The organism is Paucilactobacillus oligofermentans DSM 15707 = LMG 22743 (assembly GCF_001434315.1).
GTDB lineage: Bacteria > Bacillota > Bacilli > Lactobacillales > Lactobacillaceae > Paucilactobacillus > Paucilactobacillus oligofermentans.
Window position 1 is genome coordinate 74536 of sequence record NZ_AZFE01000032.1, and the last position, 17471, is coordinate 92006.

Sequence of the window (17471 nt, forward strand, 5' to 3'; positions counted from 1 at the left end):
AATTAATGAGTAACAACATTCGGATTGTTCCGATTGGTGGAGTACGTGAAAATGGAAAAAACATGTATTCTGTTGAAGTGGACGACAAAATTTTTATTTTAGATTGTGGTTTGAAATATCCAGAAAATGAAATGTTAGGAATTGACGTTGTAATTCCTGATTGGACATATTTGAAAGAAAACGCTGATCGTGTCGTAGGGGTATTTTTAACTCATGGACATGCTGATGCGATTGGAGCTTTGCCATACTTCTTGGATGATTTTCAAGTTCCAGTATTTGGTTCAGACTTAACAATCGCTTTAGCTAAGCTCGGCGTAAAAGATAAAAGCACGGATGATTTCCACGTAGTTGATCAAAAGACAGAGATTGATTTTGATAACGTAACGGTGTCATTCTTTAAGACAACCCATACGATTACTGAATCATTGGGAATCGTTTTAAAAACTGACAGTGGAGATATTGTTTACACTGGTGATTTTAAATTTGATCAAACTGCTTTACCAGGTTATCAAACTGATTTAGCACGGTTAGCTGAAATTGGTAGTGAGGGTGTATTAGCCTTGCTTAGTGACTCTGCTGGTGCAGAAAACTTTGGTCAAAGTGAACGTGAAAAAACAATTGCAGAGTACATTGTTGAGACGTTCCGTTACTCAACTAACCGAATTGTTGTTGCAAGTGTTGCTTCAAACATCTTGCGGATTCAACAAGTTTTGGATGCAGCTGCTGAAGTTGATCGTAAAGTAGTCCTTTCAGGTCATGACTTAGAAAAAATTGTTAAGACGGCAATGGCATTGGGTAAAATTAAATTACCTGATGAAAAAATCTTAATTAATATTGAAGAAGCTGATCAACTTGAAGATAATCAAGTTGTAATTCTTGAAACTGGTAAGATGGGTGAACCTATTAAATCACTTCAAAAAATGGCTTCCGGTGATGATAAGGATGTTAAATTAGGATCCAATGATCTAGTCTTTATTACCACTACACCTTCAACGGCAATGGAAACAACAGTTCAAAAAACACGTGATATGATTTATCGTGCTGGAGCAGAAGTTAAATCAATTTCTGATGATCTCCAACCTTCAGGTCATGCTAGTCAAAATGATCTTCAATTAATGTTGAATTTCATGAAACCTAAGTATTTCGTTCCTATTCAAGGTGAATATCGTTTGCTTAGTCAACATGCCAAATTAGCTGAAGAAGTTGGTATTGACGCTGATAATATCTTCATTACTTCTAAAGGGGATGTACTTGACTATAATGGTCAAGAAATGCATCTGGGTGATAGCGTTGAAGTTGGCGACACGATGATTGATGGAATTGGTGTCGGCGATATTGGTAATATTGTTTTACGTGATCGTCGGGTATTAGCTGAAGATGGAATCTTTGTAGTAGTTGTGACAATTGATCGTCGTAAGAAGAAAATTGTTGCGCAACCAAAAATTACATCGCGCGGATTTGTCTTTGTAAAAACTAATCGTGAATTGATGAATCAAAGTGCTAAATTAGTTGAAGAAACCGTACAAGATAATTTAGATAATAAAGAATTTGATTGGGGACATCTTAAACAAGATGTTCGTGATAAATTAAATCGTTTCTTATTTGAACAAACCAAACGTCATCCGGTGATTCTTCCAGTAATTATGGAAGTTAACCAACATGCTCGTAAAATCAATAAGAAAAAGCCAAAACAACAAGATAAAGAAAAACAAGTAGATTCAGAATAATTATGGAAAGGACTGTCAGCAAAACATTAGTTTTGTCACAGCCCTTTTTATTTAAGGATGTGAAGCTTAATGAATGATGAACAATTGAAACAATTTGCAGAGGCTAAGACAGCTGTTGAAGAGCAAAACTGGGGCTTAGCTAGTAACTTGTTGGAACTTTTGTATCAATCAATTCCAGATCAAGAAGTTAATCGATTATTAGTGCAGTCACTATATGAAGATGAACAATTTCAAACGGCATTAACTTATGCATTAGAATTTGAATCATCATATCTAATTGATGAAGAATCAAGTAACCTAATTATTTCTGTTTTCAGTGCGACAAATCAGTTTATTCGGGCGAGAGTATTTGCAAATCTGCTTACAGATAACAATCATCAGACTATAATTATTAATGAAATTATTCAGGCGGAAGAACAAGCTAAACTTAATTTAACAGAAACGATTGCAACTAATCTGAAACATTTTTACCATTTAGGGGATGTTATTTTTTCAGAACAGAAACAGCGATTTGAGAATGCTTATCAGTTACCGCTATCTGAATATATAAAAGGGGCTAGCTTTTTGTTAAGAGATCCGTATACCAATCTCTTAATTCGTTCCTCAATAGTTCAGATTTTGCAACAATTAAAATTGGATCAAATATTTAAAATGTTATGGATTGATGAACGTGAATATGAGTTTAATGCGGCAACAATCATTCCATTAGATGACAATAATATTTATTGTGAAGTTAATGAGTTATTTAAGCAGAAAATGGGCAACGAAGATCCAGTCTTACTAGATGCTTTGCTACGAGAGTTTAAATTACAAATGGTATTTAGTTATCCGTTTATTGAAAAAATTATTATTAACACTGAGCTTTGGACAGAAATTTCAATTAAAAAAATTATGAATCAAGAATTAAATGAAAAGACACCAGAAATTGAAGTAATATTAGATTGGCAGAATGCTTTAAATCACTTGAGTGAACAACTTTTTAAAAATATGAGTTAAAAGTTTGGATTTAATTGTTTACAAATAAATTTGTACTGTATATAATGGTTAAGGTTTCTCATCGAGGTGTCGTAAATGACTTTTAATTCTCGAAGAGAAGTAGTATAATTATTCTTTAAAGGTGTGTCAGTTACTACCGAGTAGCTGACATCATACTTACACAATATCTGGAGGGTTTTAATAATGGCAGAAAAACAACATTATGAACGTACAAAACCTCATGTTAACATTGGTACTATTGGCCACGTTGATCATGGGAAAACAACTTTAACAGCAGCTATCACAGCAGTGCTAGCTACTAAGGGATTGGCTGAAGCTGCAGACTTTGCAACTATTGATGCTGCTCCTGAAGAAAAAGAACGTGGTATTACTATCAACACAGCCCACGTTGAATACGAAACTGAAGCACGTCATTATGCACATATTGATGCACCTGGACATGCTGATTACGTTAAGAATATGATTACTGGTGCTGCACAAATGGATGGTGCCATCCTTGTTGTTGCTGCAACTGATGGTCCTATGCCACAAACACGTGAACATATCCTTCTTGCTCGCCAAGTTGGTGTTGATTACATCGTTGTATTCCTTAACAAGACTGATCTTGTTGATGATGACGAATTAGTTGACTTAGTTGAAATGGAAGTACGTGAATTACTTTCAGAATATGATTTCCCAGGCGATGATATTCCTGTTATCCGTGGATCTGCTCTTAAAGCCCTTGAAGGCGACGAAGAACAACAAAAGGTTATCATGGAACTTATGGATACTGTTGACTCATACATTCCAACTCCAAAACGTGATACAGACAAGCCATTCTTGATGCCTGTTGAAGATGTATTCACAATTACTGGTCGTGGTACTGTTGCTTCTGGTCGTATCGACCGTGGAACAGTTAACGTTGGTGATGAAGTTGAAATCGTTGGTCTTCATGAAGACGTTACAAAGACTACAGTTACTGGTCTTGAAATGTTCCGTAAGACTCTTGATCTTGGTGAAGCTGGAGACAACGTTGGTGCATTGCTTCGTGGTATTAACCGCGAACAAATCGAACGTGGACAAGTTTTGGCTGCTCCTGGCTCAATCAAGACTCATAAAAACTTCAAAGCTGAAGTTTATATCTTGACTAAAGAAGAAGGTGGACGTCATACTCCATTCTTCTCAAACTACCGTCCTCAATTCTATTTCCATACTACTGACGTTACCGGTGTTATCGGTTTGCCAGACGGTGTAGAAATGGTTATGCCTGGTGATAATGTTACATTTGATGTACAACTTATCAACCCAGTTGCTATTGAAAAGGGTCTTAAGTTTACTGTTCGTGAAGGTGGCCATACTGTTGGTGCCGGTGTCGTTTCAGAAATCGAAGACTAATATATAGTTTTAAAAACTTGGTAAACTTTGTTTACCAAGTTTTTTTTGTATTTATCTCTCAATTGTTTACTTTTTCCGCTCGATACGGTAGACTAAACAGGTATGAAAAAAAGTATTCTAAATAAATGATTAATAGTGTATGGAGGAAACAACATGTCTGCAAAATGGGAACGCGATAGCGAAACCAACCAAGGAACATTAACATTTGATATTGATGTCGATACAATTAAGAAGGGAATCGATTCAGCTTTTGCTAAAGCCAAAAAGACTTTGGCAGTACCTGGATTCCGTAAAGGCAAGATGCCTCGCCAAATTTTTAACCAAATGTACGGCGAAGAAGCATTGTACCAAGATGCTTTGAATATTGTTTTACCAGAAGCTTATGAAGCTGCTATTAAAGAAGCTGGTATCGAACCAGTTGATCAACCACACATTGATGCTGAAAGCATGGAAAAAGATCAACCATGGGTTTTAAAAGCAATTGTGACTGTTAAGCCAGACGTTAAGTTAGGCGAATATAAAGGATTAACTGTTCCTAAGCAAAGCACTCGTGTTTTGGTTAAAGAAGTTGATGCTGAGCTTGAAAAGCAACGCCAACAACAAGCTGAACTTGTTCTTAAAGAAGACAAAGAAGCTAAAAATGGCGATACAGTTGTAATCGACTATGTTGGTTCAATTGATGGTGAAAAATTTGATGGTGGTTCAGCTGATAACCATTCACTTGAATTAGGATCAAACTCATTTATTCCTGGATTTGAAGAAGAATTAGTTGGTCATAAAGCTGGTGAAGATGTTGAAGTTAAAGTTACATTCCCAGCTGACTATCAAGCTGATGAATTAGCTGGTAAAGAAGCTATTTTTGCTACTAAGATTCATGAAGTTAAGGAAAAACAACTTCCAAAACTTGATGATGAATTTGCTAAGGATGTTGACGAAGACGTTGACTCACTTGACGAATTAAAAGATAAGACAAAAGCTAACCTTAAAGAACAAAAAGAATCACAAGCCAAAGAAGCTATCGAAGAATCAGCAATTAACCAAGCGGTTGATAATGCTGAAATTAAAGATATTCCACAAGCAATGTTGGATGATGATACTGATCGTCAAATGCAACAATACTTGGCAAACATGCAACAACAAGGTATTAACCCAGAAATGTATTTCCAAATCACTGGTTCAACCAAAGAAGATTTGCAAAAACAATTTGCTGGTGATGCAGAACATCGTGTAAAGACTAACCTTGTTTTGGAAGCCATTGTTGAAGATGCTAAACTTGCACCTACTGATGAAGAAGTTAAGACTGAAATTAAAGACTTAGCTGCTCAATACGGTATGGAAGAAGCAGCAGTTGAAAAGGCACTTTCTCGCGATATGATCGCGCATGATATTGCTATTAAACAAGCTGTTGATATCATTCGTGATTCAGCAAAACAAGAAAAGACAGCTAAAAAAGCTACTGATAGTGAAGACAAATAATAACAATTAGTTATTAAGATTAATTTACTAGTTAAAGTGAGTTGTTCCAAAACTTTTGTTTTGGAATAACTCACTTTTTTATCCAGAAGATATGAGTCAATTGTTCGTAATAATGACTTATATTTGATATGATAATAGTAATGAAAAATAAGAGGAGGAATCTGATAAATGTTTGAAGATACTACTGGTATGGATTCCGTAAACTGTTCGTTCTGTGGTAAGTCACAGGATCAAGTGAAAAAGATTGTTGCTGGTCCTGGGGTTTATATCTGTAATGAATGTATTGATTTATGTAAAGAGATTATTGATGAAGAAATTGCTGAAGACTCAGCAGCTTCATTTTTGGAAGTGCCAACTCCAGCTGAAATTGTTGGTAAATTAAACGATTATGTAATTGGTCAAGAAGACGCTAAAAAGACGTTATCGGTAGCTGTTTATAACCATTATAAACGTGTTAATGCTATGCTAGATGATAATGAAGAAGATGCAGAATTACAAAAGAGTAATATTAGTTTAATTGGGCCAACCGGTTCCGGTAAAACTTATTTAGCACAGTCATTAGCTCGTATTTTGAATGTTCCATTTGCAATTGCTGATGCAACGACGTTAACTGAAGCGGGTTATGTTGGTGAAGATGTTGAAAATATTATTTTAAAGTTATTACAATCAGCTGATTATGATGTAGAGCGTGCTGAAAAAGGTATTATCTATATTGATGAAATTGATAAGATTGCTAAGAAAAGTGAAAATGTTTCGATTACTCGTGATGTATCGGGTGAAGGTGTGCAACAGGCACTTTTAAAAATTCTTGAAGGAACAATTGCGAATGTTCCACCTCAGGGAGGTCGTAAGCACCCTCAACAAGAGTTCATTCAGATTGATACCAAAAACATTTTATTCATCGTTGGTGGAGCATTTGATGGGATTGAATCAATCGTTAAGGATCGCCTTGGTGATAAAACAATTGGATTTGGTAGTAGTTCTCGTGAAATCGATGATGTCACAGAGAAAAATCTTTTACAACATGTTAATCCAGAAGATATGTTGAAATTTGGTTTAATTCCTGAATTTATTGGCCGTTTGCCAATTTTGACAGCTCTACAATTACTTGATGAAGAAGATTTAGTGCGTATTTTAACAGAACCTAAAAATGCATTAGTTAAGCAATATCAACGATTAATTAAACTTGATAATTGTGAACTTGAATTTACTGATGGGGCGTTGAAAGCGATGGCTAGTTTAGCGATTGAACGTAAAACTGGGGCTCGTGGACTACGTTCAATAATTGAAGATGTTATGCGAGACGTGATGTATGAATTACCTAGCCGAGAAGATGTTGTTAAGGTAGTTATTAATAAGCGTAATGTTGTTAATGGTACAGAACCAGAATATGTTTTAAAAGAAAAAGCATCATAACATGTTATACTAAATGATGTTGAGTGAGGCCCAATGATCGGGTCTCTTTTATTGTAAAAAAATAGCAGCGGAGGTTACAAAAGATGGAAGTTCATGAAGTTGAAATAGTAATGAGTGCCGTATCGGAGACCCAATATCCGACTACCGGGTATCCTGAAATTGGATTGGTTGGTCGTTCCAATGTTGGTAAATCTTCGTTGACAAATGTACTTATTAATAGAAAAAGTTTGGCTAGGACTTCAAGTCAACCTGGTAAAACTAGAACTTTGAACTTTTATGAAGTAGAACATCAGCTCTATTTTGTCGATGTCCCAGGTTACGGTTATGCAAAAGTATCGAAAAAAGAACGTGAAAAATTTGGTGTGATGATTGAACATTATATGACAACTCGCGAACAATTACGTGGGGTAGTTCAGTTAGTTGATTCAAGACATGCGCCATCGGCTGATGATGTTTCAATGCATGAATGGCTACGCTATTATGATATTCCCGTATTAGTTGTTGGAACTAAGGTTGATAAAATAAAACCAGGTGTCCGCAATAAAGCTGAAAGCCTAATTCGTAAAACGTTAAATATGGATGGCGAAACGGAACTTGTTTTATTTTCAGCGGAAACTAAAATGGGAAAAGATAAAGTATGGGATTGGATTGAATCACATATTGGGGGAGTCGAATAATGGAATTTAACGAATATCAAAAAGCGGCCAATCGAACTTTATACGGTAATGAACAGGTGCTAACTAACTGTGCTTTAGGACTTGCTGGGGAAACTGGTCAAGTTGTTGATTTAGTTAAAAACTATACTTTTAGAGGCAAAGATTTGGATAAAGATGAGCTTAAGCATGAAATGGGAGATGTGCTTTGGTATTTATCACAAGTTGCTGAATGGGCAGACATTACGTTTGAAGATATTGCTCAAACTAATATTGAAACCTTAAATAAACGTTATCCAGATGGATATCAAAATTAAAAAACTAGTGCAAAATCACGGAAAAGTGATTTTGCACTAGTTTTTATTTTAAAGATAAAGTATGGATGGGTTAAATGTAATTAAAAAATCAACAAAATTATTTTTCTGTTGGTTTCTTATCATCTTTAGATTCTTTTTCAGTCTGATCTTTTGGCTTTTGTTCAGTTTTTGGTTTTGGCTCAGAAGCGAACTTTGCAAACATTTCATCTAAATCTTCTTTGCGATTAACTAATAGTCCCATCAGCATTCATCCCTTTCAGTTGTCTTAATGTACTAAATAATATCATGCAAAATAATAAAAGTAAATTAATTGGAAGATTCATTAGTGAAAGTTAAGTACGGAGAACGTTTAATGAATTAGGTGAATTAAATAGATGAATATTATTCAGTTATATTTGAATATTGAGTTATTTTTTGTATAAACGAAGTAAAAACAGAAAAACAATTGAATAAACAAACATAAAATAGTATAATAATCTACATTGATATAGACAATAAATTATTTGTCGAGGAGGAACTGTAATGGAAAAACAAGCAGTAATTAAAATAGATAAATTACAAAAAATGTATGGTGATAATGCCGTATTAAAAGATATTTCGGAAGAAGTAAATTCTGGAGAAGTTATTTGTGTTATTGGCCCTTCAGGAGCTGGAAAGTCAACGTTCTTACGTTGCTTAAATTTATTAGAAACGCCCACTAGTGGATCGGTATTATTTGAAGGTAACGATTTAACGACGTTAGATGAAAAACATGTTAATCAATTACGTGAAAAAATGGGAATGGTTTTTCAAAGTTTTAATTTATTCCCTAATATGACAGTGATTGAAAATTTGAAGTTAGCTCCTAAAAAGGTTAAAAGTGTATCTGATGAAGAAGCTACCAAGATTGCTAAAGAGCTTTTGAAGAAAGTTGGCATGTCAGATAAAGCAGACGCTTATCCAGTTAGTCTTTCTGGTGGTCAACAGCAACGGGTTGCAATTGCCCGCGCATTAGCGATGAATCCAGAAGTAATGTTATTTGATGAACCAACTAGTGCTTTAGATCCTGAAATGGTTGGTGAAGTTTTAAAAGTAATGAAAGATTTAGCTAATGAAGGGATGACGATGGTAGTCGTAACCCATGAAATGGGCTTTGCTAAGAGTGTAGCTGATACTATTTGGTTTATGGCAGATGGCTATATTCAAGAATCTGCTGCACCAGATAAGTTCTTTTCAAACCCAACTACTGATCGTGCTAAGGACTTTTTAGAAAAAATTTTAGAAGCATAAATTACAAAATACGTAAGAAGACAATGACGATATTCGTTATTGTCTTTTTTTTTATTAAAAAAGCTTGCAAATAAATCAATATATAGTTATAGTGTAATAGATATCTAGAACACTAGATACCTAGAAAAGGATTTATAAATTAATTGGTTGAATAAGTGGAGGTAAAAAAATGAATGCAAAAAAAGTTGTCGAAATAAATGAAGTAACTAAAACATATGGTAAGAAAAATCAGAAACAGTATCAAGCTCTTAAAGGAGTTAGCTTTGAGGTTGAGTCTGGTGAATTTGTTGGAATTATGGGTGCCAGCGGTTCGGGTAAAACAACATTACTTAATATTTTAAGTACTCTTGATAAACCAACTAGTGGTTCTGTAAAAATTAATGGTAATGATGTGACTGAGTTGAAGGGTAATCAATTAGCTGATTTTCGTTCAAGTGAAATTGGGTTTATTTTTCAAGATTTTAATCTACTTGAAAGTTTAACCGCCCGTGAAAATATCGCATTACCATTATCATTGCAAAATGTTTCACCGAAAGAAATTGCACCTAAAGTTGAATCAATTGCGAAAACTTTGGGAATCGAATCCATTTTAGATTCTTATCCAACCGAAGTTAGTGGTGGTCAAAAACAGCGAATTGCTGCAGCACGCGCATTAGTCCACAATCCGTCAGTATTATTTGGTGATGAACCAACTGGTGCATTAGATTCACAAAGTGCAACGGAACTATTAGATACAATGCGTAAGTTAAATGAGCAACAGCAAGTATCAATTTTATTGGTAACTCATGATCCATATTCTGCAAGTTATGCAAAACGAATTTTATTCATAAAAGATGGTCAAATTGGAACTGAACTTACACGTGGCGATAAGAGTCAACAAGATTTCTATCAAGAAATTCTTGTTGAACTTGGCACTTTCCAAGATTAGGAGGAGAGTCTAATGTTAAACAAATTAGCTTTATCGGGAATCAAAAATCGATTACGAGATTATATCGTGTTATTTTCTGGCTTAATTATCAGTAGTGCTATTTTTTATATGTTTATGGCATTAGCAACAAATAAATCATTTATTACGAATAATGCTGCCGGCTCAAATGCTAAGATTGTGTTTATGTTTGGGGCGGTTCTACTAATGATTATTACGTTTGTTTATGTGTCATATGCCAATTCATTTTTACTTTCAATGCGTAAGCGTGACTATGCCACATTTATGATGTTAGGGGCAAAAGGATCAAAAATTAGTCAATTAATTTTTATTGAGACGATCACCATTGGAATTACCGCTACTGCAGTTGGAATTATCGCTGGAGTTGGTTTAACTGCAGGGGTTGGGAATGCTTTGATTAATATGCTCGGCGTTTCATCTAAAAACTTCAGTGCATTTTACTTTCCAGCGATTGTGGATACGTTAGCTTTCTTTATGATTGTATTTTTAATTGCTTCACTAGTAAATGCAATTAAAATGAGTAAAAAGCCAATTTTAGAGCTATTACATTCTAATCAAATACCAAATCGAAATAAAACTAAGTTTAGTATACAAATTTTGCAAACTATTATTGGAATTGGCTCTTTAGCGGTGGGATATTGGGCAATGGCATCAATTAAAGATTTGAAATTATCGGCCCTACCAATCGCCTTAGTGGCAATTGTAATCGGAAGTTATTTATTATTTAATGCAGTTGTGGTTGTAATTATCAATTTACTCAAACGTAACCTTAACTTTGCAAATAAAAATTTGCGTAATTTTACGTTGTCACAAATAAATTTTAGAATTCATTCATATACAATGATTCTTTCGACGGTTTCAATTTTATTTGCATTAGCATTAGGGGCAATCACGGTTGGAATGGGGTTTAAAAATGAAATCCCAGAAATTGCTGATAAAGGGGTTACGTATGATGTCGTAACTCATAGTCAAGATACACAAACTAAAAAATTAACTAGTAAATTAACTGGTGTCAAAGAGCAAGTAACGTACACTTATAAAGTGGCGGGTAATGAAGTTTATTTTATTAATACTGAGTTTAACGATAACCCAATCTTATATCCAAAACGGGATAGTCGAGGACTGATTAGTGATAATAAATACGAAAAAATTACACCCAAATCGATGAGTAAAAATGAGACTGAATACTCATATGCCTTGATTGATTTAATTAATGGAGTTACTGATTATGAAAATACAAAAATAAATTTTGTTACGAAAACAAGCTTTAGTCAATTAAGCGGTAAGCCACAGACTTTTACTACCTTTAAATTAAAAGATTTTCAAACCAATTTGAAACAAGCTAAGCAAATTCAAATGCATGAAAATAAATTATTCCCAAAGAGTGATCTTTATGGTAGTAGTAAATATGATATGTATGAGCAAAATATGGGACTGCTTGGAGGATTAGCTTTTATGGGTTACTTCCTCGGCCTAGCGTTCTTAGCAATGCTGGCAAGTACGTTAATGTTTAAAATTTTGGCAGGAGCAGATTATGATAAGGGTCGTTATCGGATGCTTAAACGAATGGGCGTACGACAATCATTATTAAAAAATTCAATTCGAAGTGAGTTAGCAGTATTATTTGGTTTACCAGCTGCTTTAGGGATTGTACATGTTTTATTCGGATTACAATTTTTCAAAATTCTGTTAATTGATCCATATGCGGGGATTATGCTGCCGTTTATTGCGTTTATTATTATCTATCTAATTTATTATCTAATTACGGTTTGGTTATATGAAAAAATTGTTATGAATGACTAATTTTCAAAGAGCAAAAGGTTAAAACCTTTTTGCTCTTTTTTTGAGGATAAAAGAAACCGTATTTTTGCTAAAAAATCGCTAATAGCCTATAATAAAGCGAGCTATTTGAAACGGAGGTCGAACACGTGGCCAGTGAATATTTGGAACATAAATTAACATTATTACCTGCAGAACCTGGTTGTTACATGATGAAAAATGTAAACAGTCAGATTATTTATGTTGGAAAGGCAAAAAACTTACGTAGTCGAGTCCGTTCATATTTTAAAAGTGCGCATGAAGGCAAAACCGCGAAGTTAGTTAGCGAAATTGTTGATTTTGAAACGATTGTGACTTCAACCAATAAAGAGTCGTTTTTATTAGAAATTACCTTAATTCAAAAACATCAGCCATATTATAATATTCGACTAAAACGAGGGACTGGTTATCCATATATCAAGATTACGAAAGAACGTGATCCAGAGATTAAGATTACTGGTGAAGTGAAAAAAGATGGGGCATATTATTTCGGCCCATATCCAAATGTGTATGCCGCAGAAGAGACGATTCACTTTATTCAAAAGGTTTATCCATTGCGAAGATGCAATGGATTTCAAGGACGTCCGTGTTTGTATTATCATATGGGTCAATGCTTAGGGGCTTGTTTTCAAACAGTACCAACCGAACGATATGATAATCAAATCAAACATATTAAATCATTCTTAAGTGGGAACACAGCCAAAGTAAAACAAAAGTTAAATGTGGAAATGAAACAAGCTGCTGAGTCAATGGAATATGAGCGAGCTGGTGATTTGCGTGATCAGCTACATTATATTGAAGTGACAGTTGAAAAACAGAAAATTATTTCAAATGATAAGACCCCACGTGATCTATTTAATTTTTATTTAGACAAAGGTTGGTTATCGATACAAGTTTTCTTTATTCGCCAAACGCGATTAATGAAACGTGAAAAACGATTATTTCCCATTGTGGATACGGCAGCAGAAGAAATGTCCACGTTTATTATGCAATTCTATAATCGGAAAAATAACGTGTTACCTAAAGAAATTTTGGTACCAAAAGGAATTCAAACAGAAGAAATTAGTGATATCTTAGGCATTCCGGTTAGAACACCGCAACGAGGTGAAAAGCGTGAATTATTAGAGTTGGCTGAAAAAAATGCTCGATTGGTTTTAGAAGAAAAGTTTAGATTACTGGAACTAGATGAGCGGAAGTCTGTTGGAGCAATGCAAGAAATAGCTGATGCTCTTAATTTGCCATTAGGACATAAAATTGAGGCGTTTGATCATTCACATATTCAAGGATCAGACTTAGTGTCAGCATTAGTTGTATTTGTTGATGGTCATCCAAATAAAAATTTATATCGTAAATATAAGTTAGAAACTGTTGACCATGCAGATGAAGCAGCAAGTACACGTGAAGTTATTCGCCGTCGTTATACACGCTTATTAAAAGAACATGAAAACATGCCAGACATGATTTTTATGGATGGTGGAGAAATTCAAATGAATGCGGCTAAGGACGTATTGGAAAATGAGTTAGGCTTGGATATTCCAGTAGTGGGGATGGTGAAGAACAATCATCATAAAACGGCTGATCTATTATTTGGTGGAAATGATGAACATATTAATCTAAATCCGAAAAGTCAGGGCTTTTATTTAGTTCAACGAATTCAAGATGAAGTTCATCGCTTTGCAATTACTTTTCATCGTAAGGTTCATAATAAACACTCGTTGAGTTCTCGATTAGACGAAATTGCTGGGGTAGGTCCTCGAACACGTAATAAATTGTTAAAAGAAATGGGTTCAATTAGTAAAATTGCGTCAGCTTCAATTGAAGATTTGCGTGCATTGGGAATTCCACAAAACACTGCTCAGTTAATTAAAGTCTCATTGCAGAAGAATGCTGAAATTGCAAAAGGTAGTAGTCATGATTAACTTTGACTATCGACCGAAAGTCGCCTATACTAGTAGCTTATGATAAAGTTGAACGGAGAAAATAAATGTTTGTAGATCAAATTAAAATTGAATTACGTGCGGGTAAGGGTGGCGATGGTATGGTTGCCTTTCGTCGCGAAAAGTATGTTCCAAATGGTGGCCCTGCTGGTGGTGATGGTGGCCGAGGCGGTAGTATTGTGCTTCGAGTTGATGAAGGTCTAAGAACTTTAATGGATTTTCGTTATCATCGTATCTTTAAAGCTGATAACGGTGGTAAGGGAATGATCAAGCAAATGACTGGCCGTAGTGCCGAAGATACAATCATTTCTGTTCCCCAAGGAACCACCATTAAAGACGTCTCTAATGGTAAAATCATTGGTGATTTAATTGATGAAGGTGACGAATTAGTCGTTGCTGCTGGTGGCCGAGGTGGTCGTGGTAATATTCGTTTTGCCAGTCCCAGAAATCCAGCTCCTGAAATCGCTGAAAATGGTGAACCAGGTGAACAAATAGAAATTGAACTTGAATTAAAAATGCTTGCTGATGTTGGATTAGTTGGGTTTCCATCAGTTGGTAAATCAACATTCCTTTCTGTCGTTACAGGTGCTAAGCCTAAGATTGCGGAATATGAATTTACAACATTAGTACCAAATTTAGGAATGGTTAAGCTAGATGATGGCCGTGATTTTGCAATGGCCGATCTACCTGGATTAATTGCTGGTGCTTCAAAAGGGGTTGGACTTGGATTACAATTCTTACGCCATATTGAACGAACTCGAGTTATTTTACACATGGTCGACATGAGTAGTGAAGATCAAGAACAAGCTATTAATCGATTTAAAGATATTAATAATGAATTAGCTAGTTATGATCCTGAATTATTGAAGCGGCCTCAGATTGTGGTTGCAACGAAGATGGATCTACCCAACTCAGCTGATAACTTAGAAGTATTTAAAGAACAATTAGCTGAGGATAATTCACTAGCTGTTAAGCCGGTATTATTCTCAATTTCAGCGGTAACACATCAAGGCGTTGCTGAATTATTAAAAGCAACAGCTAAGTTACTTGATGAAACACCATCATTCTTGATGAAAAATAATATGGATGAAACTGTGTCTGAATTATATAAGTTCGAGGAAGACGAAGCACCATTTGAAATTAATCAAGATGAATATGGCATTTGGGTATTAACTGGAAACAAAATTGAACGCTTGTTTGATATGACTGATTTGGATCATGAAGAAAGTGCTATGCGCTTTGCACGTCAATTACGTTCAATGGGTGTTGATGATGCTTTACGAACTGCGGGTGCTGAGACTGGTGATACCGTACAAATTAGGAAGTTTACATTTGATTTTGTTGAATAATCTGAGGAAGTTATAATTATCCTAATAAAATATTATTTTTATCTAAGCGATAGCCAAAAATTCGGGTATCGAGATTATGAAAATAAAGATGTTCATCAGGATTTAATTGGGAAACCCTTGCTTGAAATTGATTTAAAGTGAGTGGTTTCAACTTGATATTTTCAATTAAAATAATTTGGCCATTAGGTCCTAAATTTAATTCACTAACCGGATGGGTTTGATGATTTATTTCGACATTTACAATGTGTGTGCCTGTAAGGTCTGCTGTTGAAGTGTTGAAGTCAATTAATCGCATAAGTTCCTCCGGTTAGTGTTTTTGATTGAAATAAACTATGATAAAATTATTATAGAGATGTAAATGATTTAGCACAATGAATTGTGTATAGAAAGTTGTAAAAAATTATGCAAATTGAATTTTTAGGTACCGGTGCAGGGTCACCAAGTAAGCAACGAAACGTGACAAGTATTGCACTACGATTACTAGAAGAACGTAACGCAATCTGGTTATTTGATGTCGGGGAAGCCACCCAACATCAAATTTTGAGAACTACTATTCGTCCGCGTAAAATTGAAAAAATTTTTATTACTCATTTACATGGTGATCATATTTTTGGCTTACAAGGTCTGTTAAGCTCACGGTCATTTCAAGGTGGGGATGAACCACTGACAATTTATGGACCAACGGGAATTCAAAAATACGTTAAAACTTGTCTGTCAGCAAGTGAATCAAAATTAAGTTATCCACTAAACTTTATTGAAATTTCTGAACCTGGTGTAGTTTTTGAAGATTCAACTTTTAAGGTTGAATGTGATCATCTAGATCATAAAATAGAATGTTTTGGGTACCGCATTACCGAAAAAGATCATCCAGGTGAATTGTTAGTTGATAAATTACGTGAGGCTGGAATTCCGTCAGGGCCACTTTATGGCCAACTTAAGGCGGGTAAAAAAGTTGAGTTATCAGATGGAAGAATACTTGATGGAAATGACTTTATTGGACAACCACAAAAGGGTAGAATTGTAACTATTCTAGGTGACTCACGAAAAATTGATGCTAGTATTAAGCTTAGTGAAAATGCTGATGTGTTGGTTCATGAAAGTACGTATGGTAAGGGTGAAGCTAAGATGGCGAGAAATCACTATCACTCTACTAGTGTCCAAGCAGCTGAAGAAGCTAAAAAAGCTGGTGCACATAAGTTGTTATTAACCCATATTTCAGCAAGATATATTGGTCGTGATGCTTATGAATTAGCTTATCAAGTAAGAGATATTTTTGAAGATACACGTGTGGTAAATGATTTTGATGTTTTTGACATACCGTTTAAAGGTTAAATAAAAATTGAGGTGATGAATCATGTTAACTTTATACCAACTTAAAGCATTGCGTTCATTGAAAAATAAGATTGTTTTAGTTACGGGTGGATCAAGTGGAATTGGTGAATCAGTTGCATATGAGGCCGCAAAACGTGGAGCTATTGTGGTCGTTGTGGCACGAAATCTACGCAAACTAAATTATGTGGCCAAGAAATGTTTAATCTTATCTGGTCGACCAGCATTTTCATTTGCAGCAGACCTAACTAATCCCGATCAGGTAGATAGTGTCTTAGCACAAATTACCCGTGAGGTTGGAAGTGTTGATATTCTAGTGAATGCAGCTGGATTTGGTGATATGTCACCATTAATTGATGAATCTAAAAAACGTATGCAAAAAATGGTTCAACTTAACTTATTAGCTTTGATGTATTTAAGTCGTCAAGCATCACGTCAAATGATTAGTCAAGGATATGGGGCAATCGTTAATATTGGTTCAATTGCTGGTAAAATTCCGACACCTAATAGTAGTGTATATTCGGCTACTAAGGCAGGCGTGATTAGTTTTAGTAATATTTTACGGATGGAAGTAGCAGATTATGGAATTCAAGTATTAACGGTCAATCCAGGACCAGTTGAAACGAAATTCTTTGATAAAGCTGATCCTTCGGGTAATTATTTAAGTCATTTACCTAAAAGGGTAGTTCTTGATTCAACTACGATTGCAAAACGAATTTGGGGTAGTATTGGTTATCCTGTTCGGGAAATTAATATTCCGTGGTATTTTAATATAGCAATTTTGGGTTATCATATTGCACCAGGACTGGGTGATTGGGCAATTAAAAAGTTTTTTGATTATAAATAATAAAATTAAAAAATCGA

Annotated in this window: 16 protein-coding genes; 14 read left to right on the plus strand and 2 right to left on the minus strand. The window is 34.8% G+C overall.

Translation table 11 applies throughout. From position 1 onward, the window contains the following. Positions 1-5 precede the first annotated feature (5 nt). The 7 genes from FC70_RS07460 (at position 6) to FC70_RS07490 (ending at position 7959) form a co-directional block, all read left to right on the plus strand. Positions 6-1727: a ribonuclease J gene (locus FC70_RS07460; protein WP_057890378.1), complete on the plus strand. Its 1722-nt coding sequence runs from the start codon at positions 6-8 to the stop codon at positions 1725-1727. Positions 1728-1796: 69 nt separating this feature from the next. Beyond that, entirely contained in the window at positions 1797-2723 is a 927-nt protein-coding gene (locus FC70_RS07465) for a hypothetical protein (RefSeq protein ID WP_057890379.1), read from the plus strand. A 183-nt stretch (positions 2724-2906) separates the two neighbouring features. After that, positions 2907-4097: an elongation factor Tu gene (gene tuf, locus FC70_RS07470; RefSeq protein WP_057890380.1), complete on the plus strand. Its 1191-nt coding sequence runs from the start codon at positions 2907-2909 to the stop codon at positions 4095-4097. 153 nt (positions 4098-4250) lie between these two features. Beyond that, entirely contained in the window at positions 4251-5573 is a 1323-nt protein-coding gene (gene tig / locus FC70_RS07475) for a trigger factor (protein WP_057890381.1), read from the plus strand. A 168-nt stretch (positions 5574-5741) separates the two neighbouring features. Continuing rightward, a complete protein-coding gene (gene clpX / locus FC70_RS07480; RefSeq protein WP_057890382.1) occupies positions 5742-6989 on the plus strand; it encodes an ATP-dependent Clp protease ATP-binding subunit ClpX in 1248 nt (415 codons plus the stop codon). A gap of 83 nt (positions 6990-7072) precedes the next feature. Further along, the gene (gene yihA, locus FC70_RS07485) at positions 7073-7666 is read left to right on the plus strand and encodes a ribosome biogenesis GTP-binding protein YihA/YsxC (RefSeq protein WP_057890383.1); all 594 of its coding nucleotides are present in this window, start codon (positions 7073-7075) and stop codon (positions 7664-7666) included. Then, complete coding sequence (locus tag FC70_RS07490) at positions 7666-7959, plus strand: nucleoside triphosphate pyrophosphohydrolase family protein (RefSeq protein WP_057890384.1); 294 nt, start codon at positions 7666-7668, stop codon at positions 7957-7959. Before yihA ends, FC70_RS07490 begins: the two co-directional genes overlap by 1 nt. A 97-nt stretch (positions 7960-8056) precedes the next feature. Here the strand turns inward: FC70_RS07490 and FC70_RS09400 are convergent, their stop codons facing one another. Further along, positions 8057-8200: an SPJ_0845 family protein gene (locus FC70_RS09400; protein WP_169787476.1), complete on the minus strand. Its 144-nt coding sequence runs from the start codon at positions 8198-8200 to the stop codon at positions 8057-8059. A 281-nt stretch (positions 8201-8481) separates the two neighbouring features. Between FC70_RS09400 and FC70_RS07495 the strand changes: the two genes are divergently transcribed. From FC70_RS07495 to obgE, 5 genes are all read left to right on the plus strand, one after another. Beyond that, positions 8482-9228 carry an amino acid ABC transporter ATP-binding protein gene (locus FC70_RS07495; RefSeq protein WP_057890385.1) on the plus strand — a complete coding sequence of 249 codons (747 nt, stop codon included), beginning with the start codon at positions 8482-8484 and terminating at the stop codon, positions 9226-9228. A gap of 169 nt (positions 9229-9397) precedes the next feature. Next, on the plus strand, positions 9398-10156 hold the full coding sequence (locus FC70_RS07500) for an ABC transporter ATP-binding protein (protein ID WP_057890386.1): 759 nt from the start codon (positions 9398-9400) through the stop codon (positions 10154-10156). Between the two features lie 12 nt (positions 10157-10168). Then, complete coding sequence (locus FC70_RS07505) at positions 10169-11977, plus strand: FtsX-like permease family protein (RefSeq protein WP_057890387.1); 1809 nt, start codon at positions 10169-10171, stop codon at positions 11975-11977. A 125-nt stretch (positions 11978-12102) separates the two neighbouring features. After that, positions 12103-13911 carry an excinuclease ABC subunit UvrC gene (gene uvrC / locus FC70_RS07510; protein ID WP_057890388.1) on the plus strand — a complete coding sequence of 603 codons (1809 nt, stop codon included), beginning with the start codon at positions 12103-12105 and terminating at the stop codon, positions 13909-13911. 65 nt (positions 13912-13976) lie between these two features. Next, positions 13977-15278 carry a GTPase ObgE gene (gene obgE, locus FC70_RS07515; protein ID WP_057890389.1) on the plus strand — a complete coding sequence of 434 codons (1302 nt, stop codon included), beginning with the start codon at positions 13977-13979 and terminating at the stop codon, positions 15276-15278. A 16-nt stretch (positions 15279-15294) separates the two neighbouring features. On the opposite strand, the gene FC70_RS07520 is transcribed toward obgE, so the two are convergent. Then, positions 15295-15573 (minus strand): hypothetical protein, encoded by a 279-nt coding sequence (locus FC70_RS07520; protein ID WP_057890390.1) that lies wholly within the window; start codon positions 15571-15573, stop codon positions 15295-15297. A gap of 107 nt (positions 15574-15680) precedes the next feature. Between FC70_RS07520 and rnz the strand changes: the two genes are divergently transcribed. Further along, positions 15681-16610: a ribonuclease Z gene (rnz, locus tag FC70_RS07525; protein WP_057890391.1), complete on the plus strand. Its 930-nt coding sequence runs from the start codon at positions 15681-15683 to the stop codon at positions 16608-16610. A 22-nt stretch (positions 16611-16632) separates the two neighbouring features. Beyond that, the gene (locus tag FC70_RS07530; protein ID WP_057890392.1) at positions 16633-17454 is read left to right on the plus strand and encodes an SDR family NAD(P)-dependent oxidoreductase; all 822 of its coding nucleotides are present in this window, start codon (positions 16633-16635) and stop codon (positions 17452-17454) included. Positions 17455-17471: the final 17 nt, after the last annotated feature.